The organism is Endobacterium panacihumi, from assembly GCF_050847465.1.
GTDB classification, from domain to species: Bacteria; Pseudomonadota; Alphaproteobacteria; order Rhizobiales; family Rhizobiaceae; genus Neorhizobium; species Neorhizobium panacihumi.
The window spans coordinates 1755573-1769545 of record NZ_JBOZRA010000001.1; the positions used below are offsets into that span (position 1 = coordinate 1755573).

Genomic DNA, 13973 nt, shown 5'->3' on the forward strand with positions numbered 1-13973 from the left:
AAACTCCCCTGCCCGTCCGGTCACCCGGAGAGGCCTGGGATTGGCGTGCGCGATCTCTCCCGCACGCCGTTTGTCAAAATATTATTCGGCTGCGTCCGGCAGCTGACCTTCCGGCTGGTTCTCGAGCTTGGAATTCTCCAGCTCGACCGACAGACCGAGCGAGCGCATTTCCTTGACGAGAACGTTGAAGCTCTCCGGAATGCCCGCTTCGAACGTGTCGTCGCCACGTACGATCGCTTCGTAGACCTTGGTACGGCCTGCCACGTCGTCCGACTTCACGGTCAGCATTTCCTGCAGGGTGTAGGCGGCGCCGTAGGCTTCCAGAGCCCAGACTTCCATTTCCCCGAAGCGCTGGCCACCAAACTGCGCCTTACCACCGAGCGGCTGCTGGGTGACGAGCGAGTACGGACCGATCGAACGCGCGTGAATCTTGTCGTCCACAAGGTGGTTCAGCTTGATCATGTACATGTAGCCGACGGTAACCTTGCGGTCGAACTGCTCGCCGGTACGGCCATCGTAAAGAACCGACTGACCGCTTTCGTGCAGGCCAGCCTTCTTCAGCATGGCAGCAACGTCAGGCTCATGCGCACCGTCGAAGACCGGGGTCGCGATGGAGAGACCACGCTTGGACTGCTCGGCCAGACGAACCAGGGATTCGTCGTCGAAGGTCGAAACCTCGTTATTGGCCTGGCTTTCGTAAGCCTCGGTCAGCTCCTTCTTGAGCTCGGTGATGTCGTTCGATGCCTTGTACTCTTCGAGCATCTGACCGATGCGCTTGCCCATACCGGCGCAAGCCCATGCCAGATGCGTCTCGAGGATCTGGCCGACGTTCATGCGCGAAGGCACGCCCAGCGGGTTCAGAACGACGTCGACATGCGTGCCGTCTTCGAGGAACGGCATATCTTCGACAGGCACGATACGCGAGACAACGCCCTTGTTACCGTGACGGCCGGCCATCTTGTCGCCCGGCTGGATCTTGCGCTTAACAGCCACGAAGACCTTGACCATCTTCATGACGCCCGGAGGCATTTCGTCGCCGCGCTGGACCTTTTCGACCTTGTCCATGAAGCGGTGCTCGAGCAGCGACTTCGACTCGTCGTACTGCGCACGCAGAGCTTCGATCTCGGCCTGAACCTTCTCGTCCTCGACGGCGAACATCCACCACTGCGAGCGGGGGTATTCGGAGACGATGGCGTTGGTCAGCTCGACGCCCTTCTTGAAGCCCTTCGGTCCTGCAACGGACATCTGGCCACGCAGCATGTCGATCAGACGGCCGTAGACGTTACGGTCGAGGATCGCCTGTTCGTCGTCACGGTCCTTGGCGAGGCGTTCGATTTCCTCGCGCTCGATCGCCATCGCACGTTCGTCCTTTTCAACGCCGTGGCGGTTGAAGACGCGAACTTCGACGATGGTGCCGAACGTGCCCGGAGGCATGCGCATGGAGGTATCGCGAACGTCGGAAGCCTTTTCACCGAAGATGGCGCGCAGAAGCTTTTCTTCCGGCGTCATCGGGCTTTCGCCCTTCGGCGTGATCTTGCCGACGAGGATGTCGCCAGGAGCAACTTCCGCACCGATGTAGACGATACCGGCTTCGTCGAGGTTCTTCAGCGCTTCTTCCGAAACGTTCGGAATGTCGCGCGTGATTTCTTCCGGACCAAGCTTGGTGTCACGTGCCATCACTTCGAATTCCTCGATGTGAATGGAGGTGAACACGTCGTCCGACACGATACGCTCGGAGAGCAGGATCGAGTCTTCGTAGTTGTAACCGTTCCACGGCATGAACGCGACGAGCGCGTTGCGGCCGAGTGCCAGGTCGCCCAGGTCCGTCGACGGACCGTCAGCGATGATGTCGCCACGGTTCAGAACGTCACCGACGGCGACCAGCGGACGCTGGTTGACGCAGGTGTTCTGGTTCGAACGCTGGAACTTCATCAGGCGGTAGATATCGACGCCGGACTTGCCGGCTTCGAGGTCTTCCGTGGCGCGGATAACGATACGGGTCGCGTCGACCTGGTCAACGACACCGCCACGACGGGCAGCAATCGCAGCGCCGGAGTCACGGGCAACGACCGGTTCCATGCCGGTACCGACGAACGGCGCTTCAGCGCGAACGAGCGGAACGGCCTGACGCTGCATGTTCGAGCCCATGAGAGCGCGGTTGGCGTCGTCGTTTTCGAGGAACGGGATCAGAGCCGCGGCAACCGAAACCAGCTGCTTCGGCGAAACGTCCATCAGGTTGATGGTGTCGCGCGGGGACAGCATGACTTCGCCGGCATGACGGCAGACAACGAACTCTTCAACGAACACGCCGTCCGAGGTCAGCTCGGAGTTGGCCTGTGCGACGTAGTACTTCGCTTCTTCCATTGCGGAGAGATAAACGACGTCCTTCGTCACCTTGCCGTCAACGATCTTGCGGTACGGGCTTTCGATGAAACCGTACTTGTTGACGCGGGCAAAGGTGGCCAGCGAGTTGATCAGACCGATGTTCGGGCCTTCCGGCGTTTCGATCGGGCAGATACGGCCGTAGTGGGTCGGGTGAACGTCGCGGACTTCGAAGCCTGCGCGCTCGCGGGTCAGACCACCCGGGCCAAGAGCCGAAAGACGACGCTTGTGAGTGATTTCCGAAAGCGGGTTCACCTGGTCCATGAACTGCGACAGCTGCGAGGAGCCGAAGAATTCGCGAACGGCGGCAGCAGCCGGCTTGGCGTTGATCAGGTCCTGCGGCATGACGGTGTCGATTTCGATCGACGACATGCGTTCCTTGATCGCGCGCTCCATACGGAGCAGGCCGAGACGGTACTGGTTTTCCATCAGCTCGCCGACAGAACGAACACGGCGGTTGCCGAGGTTGTCGATGTCGTCGATCTCGCCCTTGCCGTCACGCAGCTCGACGAGCATCTTGACCACGGCCAGGATGTCGTCCTTGCGCAGCGTGCGCACGGTGTCTTCGACCTGCAGGTCGAGACGCATGTTCATCTTCACGCGGCCAACGGCGGAGAGGTCGTAACGCTCCGCATCGAAGAACAGCGAGTTGAACATGGCTTCGGCCGATTCCATGGTCGGCGGTTCACCCGGACGCATGACGCGGTAGATATCGAACAGAGCGTCCTGACGGTTCTCGTTCTTGTCCACGGCAATCGTGTTGCGGATGTAGGCGCCGACATTGATGTGGTCGATGCCGAGAACCGGAATCTCGTCGAAACCGTTCTTCAGGATGATGCCGAGGCTTTTCTCGTCGATTTCGTCGCCGGCTTCGAGATAGATCTCGCCGGTTTCGTAGTTGACGATGTCTTCAGCCAGATAGTTGCCGTACAGGTCGTCATTGGTGGCCTTGAGAGCCTTGAGGCCCTTTTCGGTCAGCTGACGAAGCAGACGCGGGGTCAGCTTCTTGCCGCCTTCGACAACGACTTCGCCGGTATCGGCGTCGATCATGTCGGAGAGAGCCTTGGCACCCTTGAGGGTTTCCGCGTTGAACGGAATGCGCCAGCCGTCGCCGTCACGCTCGTAGTTGGACTTCGAGTAGAAGGTCGACAGGATGTCTTCGCCATCCATGCCGAGGGCCATCAGCAGCGAAGAGACCGGCAGCTTGCGGCGGCGGTCGATACGGGCGTAGACGATGTCCTTGGCGTCGAATTCGATATCGAGCCAGGAACCACGATACGGGATGACGCGGGCAGCAAAAAGCAGCTTGCCGGAAGAGTGGCTCTTGCCCTTGTCGTGGTCGAAGAAGACGCCAGGCGAACGGTGCATCTGCGAAACGATGACGCGCTCGGTGCCGTTCACGATGAACGTACCGTTATTGGTCATGAGCGGCATGTCGCCCATGTAGACGGACTGTTCCTTGATGTCCTTGATCGACTTCGCGCCGGTATCCTCGTCGATATCGAACACGATGAGGCGCAGCGTCACCTTGAGCGGCGCTGCGTAGGTCAGGTCGCGCTGACGGCATTCATCGACGTCGAACTTCGGCGGTTCGAATTCGTAGGACACGAATTCGAGCATCGAGGCACCGGAAAAATCGGTGATCGGGAAGACAGAGCGGAAAACCGCCTGCAGCCCCTCGTCGGGGCGGCCGCCTTGCGGCTCGTCTACCATCAGAAACTGGTCGTAGGACGCCTTCTGAACCTCGATGAGGTTCGGCATCTGCGTCACTTCAGGAATTTTTCCGAAAAACTTGCGTACGCGCCTGCGACCGTTGAACGAAAGGGTCTGAGCCATCGTCGCTCCTTCAAAAATTGCATCCGGGCCTGCAACGGACGGGAACCGATGGCCAGTCGATCCCGTCGAACATGGGTAGTCTCAATCTCGTTTCTCAATTTCGACCGCAGGCCGGATTGCCTGTCACCCGAAAAGGAAACCATCCTTTTGAGAACCCATTACCCGGGAACCGTTTTTGACGGTTCCCGGGTAATAAGTTCCGGAGAAACGGGAGGGAGAAGCAAGCTTCTCCCTCCACATTCCGATATTACTTAACGTCGACCTTGGCGCCGGCGTCCTCAAGCTTCTTCTTGAGGTCAGCGGCTTCAGCCTTCGAAACGGCTTCCTTAACCGGCTTCGGAGCGCCTTCGACGAGGTCCTTGGCTTCCTTGAGGCCGAGGCCGGTGATGCCACGAACTTCCTTGATGACGTTGATCTTGTTGGCGCCAGCGTCAACCAGGATTACGTCGAACTCGGTCTTTTCTTCTTCAGCAGCAGCCGGAGCAGCGCCGCCAGCAGCAGCAACAGCTACCGGAGCAGCGGCGGAAACGCCCCACTTTTCTTCGAGAAGCTTGGAAAGCTCAGCAGCTTCCAGAACGGTCAGAGCCGAGAGGTCTTCAACGATCTTTGCGAGATCAGCCATTTTCATAGTTCCTTATATAGGTTCGAACTTGGTTTTGAACAGCGAAAAACCGCCTTAAGCGGCTTCGTCCTTCTTTGCATAGGCCGCGAACACGCGGGCAAGCTGGCTTGCCGGTGCTGCAACAACCCCTGCGATACGGGTAGCCGGCGTCTGGATCATGCCCAGAAGCTTTGCACGCAGCTCGTCGAGCGAAGGCAGGGTCGCAAGCGACTTGACTGCTTCTGCGTCGAGCGTCGTGGAACCCATGGCGCCACCGAGAACAACGACCTTGTCGTTGGTCTTGGCGAATTCCATGACGACCTTCGGTGCCGTGATCGGATCATTGCTATATGCGATAAGCGTCTGACCCTTGAAGAGATCCGTGATCCCTTCCGACTCCGTACCCTGAAGAGCGATCTTGGCCAGGCGGTTCTTCGCGACTTTGACGGTGCCGCCAGCAGCGCGCATTTTCGAACGGAAGTCGTTCATCTGCGCAACTGTGACACCAGCATAGTGGGCCACGACAACCGAACCGGAAGCCTTGAAGACTTCGTTCAGCTCCGTGACGAATTCGCGTTTTTCCGCTCTTTCCACTGTCTGTCTCCAGTTGACGGGACCGCAATCCTGCAGGCCCCATCGGTTTGCCTTTGCCACTTCACGTCTCTTTCAAGACCTGAAGAAGCGTTTGAGGATCCTGCCCCCCTGCTCTACGGCGCACCGCAGGCACAAGGCATTCCAGGCTCGAACCAACACTCAGGGGATGCATCACGCATCTCAAAAACCTTGGGTCTTACCAGTCTCATGCAGGTCATTCGATTAAGGTTTCAACCCGAAGGCCTAGACCACCCGCAATCTCGGACAGGAGTTCCGGATTTCTCCGGACATCTCCGGCCTCTTGCGAGACCGGAAATCAGTGCGGCCGGACCACAAGGGTCCGGCAAACTTGATTAGGCCAGAACCGTCGAAGGCTCGACGCGCACGCCCGGACCCATGGTCGAGGAGAGTGCGACGCGCTTGACGTAGTTGCCCTTGGCGCCAGCCGGCTTGGCCTTGACGACCGCATCGGCAAAAGCCTTGATGTTTTCTTCCAGAGCCTTGGCGTCGAAGGAAGCCTTGCCGATGCCGGCGTGGACGATACCAGCCTTCTCAACGCGGAACTCGACTGCACCGCCCTTGGATGCCTTGACGGCGCCGGTGACGTCCATGGTGACGGTACCGACCTTCGGGTTCGGCATCATGCCACGCGGGCCGAGAACCTTACCGAGGCGACCGACCAGCGGCATCATGTCCGGGGTAGCGATGCAACGATCGAAATCGATCTTGCCGCCCTGGACGATTTCCAGCAGGTCTTCTGCACCAACGATGTCGGCACCTGCAGCCTTGGCTTCATCAGCCTTGGCGCCACGTGCGAAGACCGCAACGCGAACGTCGCGGCCGGTGCCGTTCGGCAGGTTGACAACGCCGCGGACCATCTGGTCTGCGTGACGCGGGTCAACGCCGAGGTTCATCGAGATTTCGATGGTTTCGTCGAACTTGGCGACGGCACGTTCCTTGACAGCCGAAACGGCGTCGGAGAGTGCGATCAGCTTGGTCGGATCGATGCCTTCACGGATCTTCTGGAGACGCTTTGCAACTTTTGCCATGTTACGCCACCACTTCCAGGCCCATGGAGCGGGCAGAGCCCTCAACCATCAGCATTGCGCCTTCGATATCGGCTGCGTTGAGATCCTTCATCTTACCTTCGGCGATCGCGCGGACCTGAGCCTTGGTGATGGTGCCGGCCTTGCCACCCTTACCAGGCGTCTTGGAACCGGAGGTGATCTTTGCTTCCTTCTTCAGCCAGTAGGTAACCGGCGGCTGCTTCATTGCGAAGGTGAAGGACTTGTCCTGGTAATAGGTGATGACGACCGGGATCGGCATACCCTTTTCCATTTCCTGCGTGGCGGCGTTGAACGCCTTGCAGAATTCCATGATGTTGATGCCGCGCTGACCAAGCGCCGGGCCGATCGGCGGAGACGGGTTTGCCGATCCTGCCTTGACCTGAAGCTTGAGCTGGCCTGCTACTTTCTTAGCCATTTCTCTGCCTTTCGTTATGGACCGGATACCGGTCCGATATGCCGACCCAAGAGATCGGCGGCTGCGGTTGCGTGGTGCGGTCGGAACGTCCGGCTAAGACGCCTCCCCTCCCACGCGGTTGCGGCAAACGCCGCGCGAGGCCGATCACCGCAAGGCGACCGACCCCAATTCAAAATCGTGTCAGACCTTCTCGACCTGAGCGTATTCGAGCTCCACCGGAGTGGCGCGACCGAAGATCGAAACTTCGACCTTGAGGCGCGAACGCTCTTCATCGACATCCTGAACCACACCGTTGAACGATGCGAAGGGACCGTCGGAAACGCGAACCTGCTCGCCGATCTCGTAGGAGATCGAGGATTTCGGACGCTCGACGCCCTCCTGGACCTGGCCCAGAATGCGGTCGGCTTCAAAATCCGGAATCGGAACCGGCTTGTTGTCGGAACCGAGGAAGCCCGTAACCTTGGGCGTATTCTTGATCAGGTGGTAGGCTTCGTCGGTCAGGTTCGCACGAACCAGAACGTAGCCCGGGAAGAACTTACGCTCGCTGTCGACCTTGCGGCCACGACGCACTTCCGTCACCTTTTCGGTCGGAACGAGGATTTTCTCGAACAGGTGCTCAAGCCCTTTCTGGCGAGCCTTGTTCTCGATGTCCTCGGCAACCTTCTTTTCGAAGTTCGAATATGCGTGGACGATGTACCAACGTGCCGCCATCTTCATACCACCCAATCAAACGCCGAAATTCATAACGAAGCCGAGAAGCCAGCCGATCAGCTGGTCGGCAGCGAAAAAGAACAGGGCCGCGACGACAACCATGACCAGGACCATGGCGGTCGAAATCGTCGTCTCGCGACGCGACGGCCATGTGACCTTGGAGGTCTCGGTGCGCACCTGCTTGAGGAACGTAATCGGGTTGGTTTTGGATGCCATAACTGTCCACGCAATTACGGCGCGTAAAGCTGATCTTATTCAGCCCCACGCACCGCGTGTCTGTTTTTACCCTACATAGACACCGATCTCAGCTTTCACAAGAGGAAATCGATATCCGATGAAGCCGGACTACCGGCGAACCAATATCTCTTGCCGACCATGCTGCGAAAGAACCGCGCGTATCGACTTTTGAGAAATGGCAGGGGCGGCCGGGCTCGAACCGACGACCTGCGGTTTTGGAGACCGCCGCTCTACCAACTGAGCTACACCCCTAAACCCTCTTTCGGAACCGCGCCAAAGCGCTGTCCGTCAAGGACGTGTGCGCTCTTTAAGGTGATGAGCCGACGTTGGCAAGTGGGTTTTTGCAAGAGATGCGACACTTTTATGGATGAACGGTGGAAAGCCGGATTATTCTTCCGGTTTCGCCGCCTTGTCACCGAGAGCGCATTCGCGATTTTCTCCTGTGCCGGGCGCATTTTCAAATGTGCAGCGCGTCTCCGGCGGCGTGCCACAGACCTTGGCCAGCTGCTTGAAACCGACACAGCGGCCATCCGGCCCGCGATAACCGGGCCCGCCCTTGCATCCACAGCCCCTGCAGGCCGGCCGCTCCGGGCAGCGCGCCACGGAGGGTTGCGGGAGAATCAGACTGGCGACCAGAATCGCAATGGCAACAATGAGATACCGAATCAAAGAGAGCCCCCTCTTCGAAAGAACCGACAAACGAAAAAAGGCCCCGCCGTTTCCGGCGAGGCCTCTCTTATTCTATTGATCGAAGATTATTCTACGATCGAGGCAACGATGCCGGCGCCGACGGTACGGCCGCCTTCGCGGATAGCGAAGCGCAGCTTTTCTTCCATCGCGATCGGAACGATCAGCTCAACAGCAACCGTGACGTTGTCGCCCGGCATAACCATTTCCGTGCCTTCCGGCAGCGAAACGATACCGGTCACGTCCGTCGTGCGGAAGTAGAACTGCGGACGGTAGTTCGTGAAGAACGGCGTATGACGGCCGCCTTCTTCCTTCGTCAGGATGTAGGCTTCTGCCATGAACTTCTTGTGCGGCTTGACCGAACCCGGCTTGCACAGGATCTGGCCACGCTCAACGCCGTTACGGTCAACGCCGCGCACGAGTGCACCGATGTTGTCGCCGGCCTGGCCCTGGTCGAGCAGCTTGCGGAACATTTCAACGCCGGTAACCGTCGTCTTCGAAGTGTCCTTGATGCCGACGATTTCGACTTCTTCGCCAACCTTGACGATACCGCGCTCGACGCGACCGGTCACAACCGTACCACGACCCGAGATCGAGAACACGTCTTCGATCGGCATCAGGAACGGCTGGTCGATCGGACGCTCAGGCGTCGGGATGTAGGCGTCGACCTGAGCCATCAGTTCGCGAACAGCGTCTTCGCCGATGGTCTTGTTCGAGTCTTCCAGAGCGGCCAGAGCCGAACCCTTGACGACCGGAACGTCGTCGCCCGGGAAGTCGTAGGACGACAGCAGTTCGCGAACTTCGAGTTCAACGAGCTCGAGCAGTTCTTCGTCGTCGACCTGGTCGACCTTGTTGAGGAACACGACCAGAGCCGGAACGCCAACCTGACGAGCAAGCAGGATGTGCTCGCGGGTCTGCGGCATCGGGCCGTCGGCAGCCGAGCAAACCAGGATCGCGCCGTCCATCTGTGCGGCACCGGTGATCATGTTCTTGACGTAGTCGGCGTGGCCGGGGCAGTCAACGTGCGCGTAGTGACGGTTCGGGGTCTCGTATTCGACGTGCGCCGTCGAGATGGTGATGCCACGAGCCTTTTCTTCCGGAGCAGCGTCGATCTGGTCGTACGCCTTGAACTCGCCGAAGAACTTCGTGATCGCTGCCGTCAGAGACGTCTTGCCGTGGTCGACGTGGCCGATCGTGCCGATGTTCACGTGCGGCTTGTTACGCTCAAACTTGCTCTTTGCCATTGATGCTTCCTATAATCTGTAGGGATGATAGATCCGCAGTGAACGGATTTGGTGTCGCCGTTTAAGGCTTTCACTACGAATGCGCAAGACTTAATTGCTGCGCCCTATCTAGGGTGTCCTTCACCGGGTTCCAAGCCCCGCGAAGTCACCGTTTTTGTGTTTGCTTATAAACCGGGAAACCCAAGGGTGAAGCGCCCTGCCCGCCCGTCAGCGGCTCATGACATAAAGGCCAAAATTGATGGCGATCAGCAGGATGATCGTGCCGATGAAACCGCCAAAGAAATAAAGAAGGCGGCGACCAAGCGGCTTATGGCGGTTCTTGCCGGTAAAGGCGGCAAATCCTGAAGCGCCGAGCGAAATGCCAATAATGGCGGGTAAAGACATCATGATAAAATCCTCTCCTTGGCGATAAGCACAACGGAAGACGCCCGCATGCGCGAAATCAGCCACCCCGACGGGCGGGGCCGTATGGAGAGCAACAGAAAGAAAAGATGGGAAAATCTGGAGCGGGTAGCGGGAATCGAACCCGCGTATTCAGCTTGGAAGGCTGCTGCTCTACCATTGAGCTATACCCGCGGGGTCTGGTTCGATCCATGCAACGAAATGGTGGAGGGAGTTGGATTTGAACCAACGTAGGCGTAGCCAACGGATTTACAGTCCGTCCCCTTTAACCACTCGGGCATCCCTCCAGTATTTCGTCTGGATCGAGAACCAAGCTCTTCAGATCGTTGGGCGAAACCGCCGTCTCGATCTGTGCGGCGTATATGACGGCCACTTTCGCTGCTGTCAACACGGGTTCAAACGAAAAGTTCGGAAAAAACACAGATTGATGTGTCAGGCTGATGAATGTCCCCTCCCCCTGTGGATAGAGTTCATGGCAGCCAAAGCTCTGCAAACCGGTGGCGACGGGGCTTTGCCGCGGCATCGGCTGGCGCTATAAGGCGGCATGAGCAAAAATGATCAAAACGACAAAGCCGGCCGCGACAGCCATTACGCCACCCTGCGCCGCAATGTGCGCGATGCCAAACGCGAGCGTGGCGAAATCCCGACACCGGATCCGCGCAAGCGCCCGAAGCCGGCACATGAGAACTGGAAGGCGCCGCAGCTGCAGCCCGACCAGGTGTTTCTCTATGGCCTGCACACCGTGCGCGCCGTCATCGACAATCCCGAGCGCAAGATCGTCAAGCTGACGGTCACGCAGAATGCCTTCGTGCGTCTCGATATCGGCGAGTCCCACGCCCTGCCCTTCCCGGTCGAATTTGTTTCACCGCAGGATATCGACAAACATCTCGGCCCCGACGCCATCCATCAGGGCGCGATGATCGAGACGAGACCGCTGCCGGTGCGTCGTCTGGAAGCCCTGAAGGAAAGCAATCTTCTTCTCGTGCTCGATCAGGTCACCGATCCGCACAATGTCGGCGCGATCATGCGCTCCGCCGTCGCCTTCGAGGCCGGCGCGCTGATCACCACCCAGCGCCACAGCCCGACCGAGTCCGGCGTCATGGCGAAATCCGCATCCGGCGCGCTGGAAATGATCCCCTATATCCAGATCGGCAATCTGGCAGATGCACTCGGCGAATTGCAGAAGCTCGGTTTCCAGACGATCGGCCTCGATTCGGAAGGTCCCGCCCCGCTGGAAGGCACGTTTGCCGCGGGCAAGGTCGCGCTCGTTCTCGGCTCCGAGGGCAAGGGCCTGCGCCAGAAGACGCGCGAAACCGTCGATGCCTTGGCACGTCTCGACATGCCGGGCGCCATCAAGTCGCTCAACGTCTCGAATGCGGCTGCCATTGCGCTTTATGCGGCGCGCCAGCATCTCGTCAAAGGCTGATCCAGCTTAGGACGCGGACTCATTAGCTGACGCAATCCATATCCTCGTCGCGGCAAGCTTGAGGGCGGCGAGATAGTTGTCGGCACGCCGGTCGTATCTCGTTGCAAGGCCACGCATCTGCTTGATACGGTTGAAGAACCGTTCCACAAGATTGCGCTGACGGTAGACCCAGCGGCTGAAGCTGAATGTCTGCTTTCGATTGGCCTTTGCAGGGATATTCGCCCAGCATTTACGTTGTTTGGCAAAGTTTCGAATTGCGTCGGTGTCATATGCCTTGTCGGCAAGGATCGTCGCGCCGGGCTGCAGGTCGCTCAACAGCTTCTCAGCCATCGGTGCATCGGCGGATTGGCCGGCGGTGAGTTCCAGCCGAACCGGTCTGCCATCTGCATCGACAAGAGCATGGATTTTTGTCGTTAGGCCGCCGCGAGAACGTCCCATGCAAGGATCGGCAGAGCCCCCTTTTTAGCGTTGGCACCATGCTGGTGAACGCGAACACAAGAACTGTCGATCATCACGATGTCTCCATCGTAACGCTTTGAAACGGCGTCCAGAAGACGATCCCATACGCCCGCCTTGCGCCAGCGGGAGAACCGATTGTAAAGCGTCGTGCGTGGACCATAACGCTCCGGCACATCTCGCCAGGACGAACCAGTCCTGAAACGCCACAGAATGCCGTTGATTACCCGGCGGTCGTCGACGCGTTCAATTCCACGGCTATTGGTCGGCAAGAGAGGTGCGATGACAGCCCATTCTTCGTCGCTCAATTCGTGACGGCGCATGGCAAACTCCTTTCAAGGAGATTGAATCACACACCGCCAATAAGATGAACCCCGTTTATGAGGACACTGCCTAGTTCACTCCTAGACTTACCGAATCACAAGCCAAGTTTGTGACCGGGGCATCGAAGACAACTACTGCGAACGTCGGATAAAAAGGAGAAATCAGCGTGATCGACATGGCATCCGAAACAATCCAAGCGTCTCTCTCATCATCACTACATTTATCGTTTTTCGGCCCTAGAACTTCAGACAATGCCGCCCGAACCTCCGCCTCGCGAAGCGGGCCGCCGGGCTGACCTTGCATGAATATAGAAGCGACATTTCTGTTATTTTGTGATTGGTTGCATGAAACAGATAATTTGGCTCCAACCATTTCGAATGCAGAAAGAGCACTCGGACGCGAGAGCATGATTGTCGAGACGCAACCAGCCTCGGACGAAACTTTGATCGCCCCGTAAGCCCCAAGCCATTGCGCCAAGCCAGCCTGATCGGCCCAAGGCGGCGGATCATCCTTCAGCCGTTGCAAGAAGCTTTCGAACTGAGACACCTCATGCGTTTTACGTAAAGTCTCAGATTGATGCGCTTCAGTCGGCAACCCTACAAATAAGAAGGACACCAAGAGTAACGCGACCACTTTAAGCGATCTACATTTCATCCTATAAAATGCCCCTTTTAACTTCATTGATCACTCGCCGTCGATTTTTCCGTAAACAAAACCAACAAATTTCGTAAATAAAAAAATAAATAAAAAATAAAATAAAACACTTAAAATTGAAAATTTCACTGAATTAAAATAACTTATCGAAGCTGATAAAAACACAATCAATAAAATTATTTTAGCAAACAACAACATCATAAAAAATAATCACTAAGTCCATAAGTTTTATCTTTTATAGATTCCTGAATATCCCTCCTATCTTTGCTCGTCATCTGCCCCCTATCAATTCTTAACTCCACCTCCTTCATCATTGCCCCGTATTGAGACGTCGCCACCATTATGCCGACCGTTAGAAATATCCCCGGCGGAGAAAAACTTCCAATCCTGCCTGCATTACGCAAATCTTTTGTTTGATTATAGATTTTCTTTACAATTTCATCTGTTCTTTTAGGCATCAATATCTTACCTGCCGTCGCGGTAGCCCCAGCCCCAGCAGGCACACCCTTAGTAAGTATGTTGGCAATAACCCTAATGACCCCCCAGAGAATCGCATTCTCTTTCAAATCTTTATTACTTACGCTGGTCTGATACCAAGCAGGCTGAACCATCATATGCGATATCTGGGTTCTGACCTCCAGAACAAATGCCGGACGGTTTAACTTGTCGTTTGCATTTAGAAAAAACGTATTATGCGTATACTGAAGAACCGCTTGTCTTTCACGATCTCCCAGCCTGTAATAAGTTGCGACGCCGACCAGCGATTGCAATGCATCGCGTTCCCTACCCTTAAAGCTATCATGACTTATTCCCAACGATGAAGCTAATGAAATTGCCGCCTCCAATAGCTCTGCATTACCCAAATCTTGGGTTTCCACTAGAAACTTATCAAGCTCCTCTTTAGCCGTAGGGGATGCCTCGTGAGTATCAGTCATTT

General features: G+C 57.2%; 13 protein-coding genes and 3 tRNA genes. 1 reads left to right on the top strand and 15 read right to left on the bottom strand.

The genetic code is table 11. The features are described 5' to 3' along the window. Nucleotides 1-81 precede the first annotated feature (81 nt). From rpoB to ACRQ1B_RS08870, 12 genes are all read right to left on the bottom strand, one after another. The gene (gene rpoB / locus ACRQ1B_RS08815; RefSeq protein ID WP_432293223.1) at nucleotides 82-4218 is read right to left on the bottom strand and encodes a DNA-directed RNA polymerase subunit beta; all 4137 of its coding nucleotides are present in this window, start codon (nucleotides 4216-4218) and stop codon (nucleotides 82-84) included. 247 nt (nucleotides 4219-4465) lie between these two features. Then, the gene (gene rplL, locus ACRQ1B_RS08820; RefSeq protein ID WP_112509933.1) at nucleotides 4466-4840 is read right to left on the bottom strand and encodes a 50S ribosomal protein L7/L12; all 375 of its coding nucleotides are present in this window, start codon (nucleotides 4838-4840) and stop codon (nucleotides 4466-4468) included. A gap of 54 nt (nucleotides 4841-4894) precedes the next feature. Beyond that, on the bottom strand, nucleotides 4895-5413 hold the full coding sequence (gene rplJ, locus ACRQ1B_RS08825) for a 50S ribosomal protein L10 (RefSeq protein ID WP_306838680.1): 519 nt from the start codon (nucleotides 5411-5413) through the stop codon (nucleotides 4895-4897). A gap of 353 nt (nucleotides 5414-5766) precedes the next feature. Continuing rightward, a complete protein-coding gene (rplA, locus tag ACRQ1B_RS08830) occupies nucleotides 5767-6462 on the bottom strand; it encodes a 50S ribosomal protein L1 (RefSeq protein ID WP_427573467.1) in 696 nt (231 codons plus the stop codon). A gap of 1 nt (nucleotide 6463) precedes the next feature. Next, nucleotides 6464-6895, bottom strand: coding sequence for a 50S ribosomal protein L11 (gene rplK / locus ACRQ1B_RS08835; protein WP_112730803.1), 432 nt, complete (start codon nucleotides 6893-6895; stop codon nucleotides 6464-6466). A 180-nt stretch (nucleotides 6896-7075) separates the two neighbouring features. Further along, on the bottom strand, nucleotides 7076-7606 hold the full coding sequence (nusG, locus tag ACRQ1B_RS08840) for a transcription termination/antitermination protein NusG (RefSeq protein ID WP_112730811.1): 531 nt from the start codon (nucleotides 7604-7606) through the stop codon (nucleotides 7076-7078). 15 nt (nucleotides 7607-7621) lie between these two features. Next, nucleotides 7622-7822 (bottom strand): preprotein translocase subunit SecE, encoded by a 201-nt coding sequence (secE, locus tag ACRQ1B_RS08845; RefSeq protein ID WP_432293224.1) that lies wholly within the window; start codon nucleotides 7820-7822, stop codon nucleotides 7622-7624. 197 nt (nucleotides 7823-8019) lie between these two features. Continuing rightward, a tRNA-Trp gene (locus tag ACRQ1B_RS08850) sits at nucleotides 8020-8095 on the bottom strand. A 503-nt stretch (nucleotides 8096-8598) separates the two neighbouring features. Then, nucleotides 8599-9774, bottom strand: a complete 1176-nt coding sequence (gene tuf, locus ACRQ1B_RS08855) for an elongation factor Tu (RefSeq protein ID WP_432293218.1) — start codon at nucleotides 9772-9774, stop codon at nucleotides 8599-8601. 207 nt (nucleotides 9775-9981) lie between these two features. Continuing rightward, entirely contained in the window at nucleotides 9982-10161 is a 180-nt protein-coding gene (locus tag ACRQ1B_RS08860; protein ID WP_432293225.1) for a hypothetical protein, read from the bottom strand. A 115-nt stretch (nucleotides 10162-10276) separates the two neighbouring features. Then, a tRNA-Gly gene (locus ACRQ1B_RS08865) sits at nucleotides 10277-10350 on the bottom strand. Nucleotides 10351-10378: 28 nt separating this feature from the next. Beyond that, a tRNA-Tyr gene (locus ACRQ1B_RS08870) sits at nucleotides 10379-10463 on the bottom strand. A 257-nt stretch (nucleotides 10464-10720) separates the two neighbouring features. Between ACRQ1B_RS08870 and ACRQ1B_RS08875 the strand changes: the two genes are divergently transcribed. Continuing rightward, nucleotides 10721-11602 carry a TrmH family RNA methyltransferase gene (locus ACRQ1B_RS08875; protein ID WP_432293226.1) on the top strand — a complete coding sequence of 294 codons (882 nt, stop codon included), beginning with the start codon at nucleotides 10721-10723 and terminating at the stop codon, nucleotides 11600-11602. A gap of 6 nt (nucleotides 11603-11608) precedes the next feature. On the opposite strand, the gene ACRQ1B_RS08880 is transcribed toward ACRQ1B_RS08875, so the two are convergent. The 3 genes from ACRQ1B_RS08880 to ACRQ1B_RS08890 all read right to left on the bottom strand — a co-directional run bounded on the left by ACRQ1B_RS08880 (nucleotide 11609) and on the right by ACRQ1B_RS08890 (nucleotide 13971). Beyond that, nucleotides 11609-12381 (bottom strand): IS5 family transposase gene (locus ACRQ1B_RS08880; RefSeq protein WP_432292971.1). Its coding sequence is split into 2 segments (ribosomal slippage): nucleotides 11609-12058 and nucleotides 12061-12381, totalling 771 coding nucleotides; the frame shifts between segments, so codons are not numbered across the junction. A gap of 70 nt (nucleotides 12382-12451) precedes the next feature. Continuing rightward, on the bottom strand, nucleotides 12452-13063 hold the full coding sequence (locus ACRQ1B_RS08885; protein ID WP_432293227.1) for a hypothetical protein: 612 nt from the start codon (nucleotides 13061-13063) through the stop codon (nucleotides 12452-12454). 170 nt (nucleotides 13064-13233) lie between these two features. Further along, the gene (locus ACRQ1B_RS08890) at nucleotides 13234-13971 is read right to left on the bottom strand and encodes a hypothetical protein (RefSeq protein WP_432293228.1); all 738 of its coding nucleotides are present in this window, start codon (nucleotides 13969-13971) and stop codon (nucleotides 13234-13236) included. Between the last annotated feature and the right edge of the window lie 2 nt (nucleotides 13972-13973).

Coding starts and splice junctions, on each gene's coding strand:
- rpoB (WP_432293223.1), bottom strand. CDS start 4,218: ATGGCTCAGACCCTTTCGTTCAACGGTCGCAGGCGCGTACGCAAGTTT.
- rplL (WP_112509933.1), bottom strand. CDS start 4,840: ATGGCTGATCTCGCAAAGATCGTTGAAGACCTCTCGGCTCTGACCGTT.
- rplA (WP_427573467.1), bottom strand. CDS start 6,462: ATGGCAAAAGTTGCAAAGCGTCTCCAGAAGATCCGTGAAGGCATCGAT.
- rplK (WP_112730803.1), bottom strand. CDS start 6,895: ATGGCTAAGAAAGTAGCAGGCCAGCTCAAGCTTCAGGTCAAGGCAGGA.
- nusG (WP_112730811.1), bottom strand. CDS start 7,606: ATGGCGGCACGTTGGTACATCGTCCACGCATATTCGAACTTCGAAAAG.
- secE (WP_432293224.1), bottom strand. CDS start 7,822: ATGGCATCCAAAACCAACCCGATTACGTTCCTCAAGCAGGTGCGCACC.
- tuf (WP_432293218.1), bottom strand. CDS start 9,774: ATGGCAAAGAGCAAGTTTGAGCGTAACAAGCCGCACGTGAACATCGGC.
- ACRQ1B_RS08860 (WP_432293225.1), bottom strand. CDS start 10,161: ATGATGTCTTTACCCGCCATTATTGGCATTTCGCTCGGCGCTTCAGGA.
- ACRQ1B_RS08875 (WP_432293226.1), top strand. CDS start 10,721: ATGAGCAAAAATGATCAAAACGACAAAGCCGGCCGCGACAGCCATTAC.
- ACRQ1B_RS08885 (WP_432293227.1), bottom strand. CDS start 13,063: ATGAAGTTAAAAGGGGCATTTTATAGGATGAAATGTAGATCGCTTAAA.
- ACRQ1B_RS08890 (WP_432293228.1), bottom strand. CDS start 13,971: ATGACTGATACTCACGAGGCATCCCCTACGGCTAAAGAGGAGCTTGAT.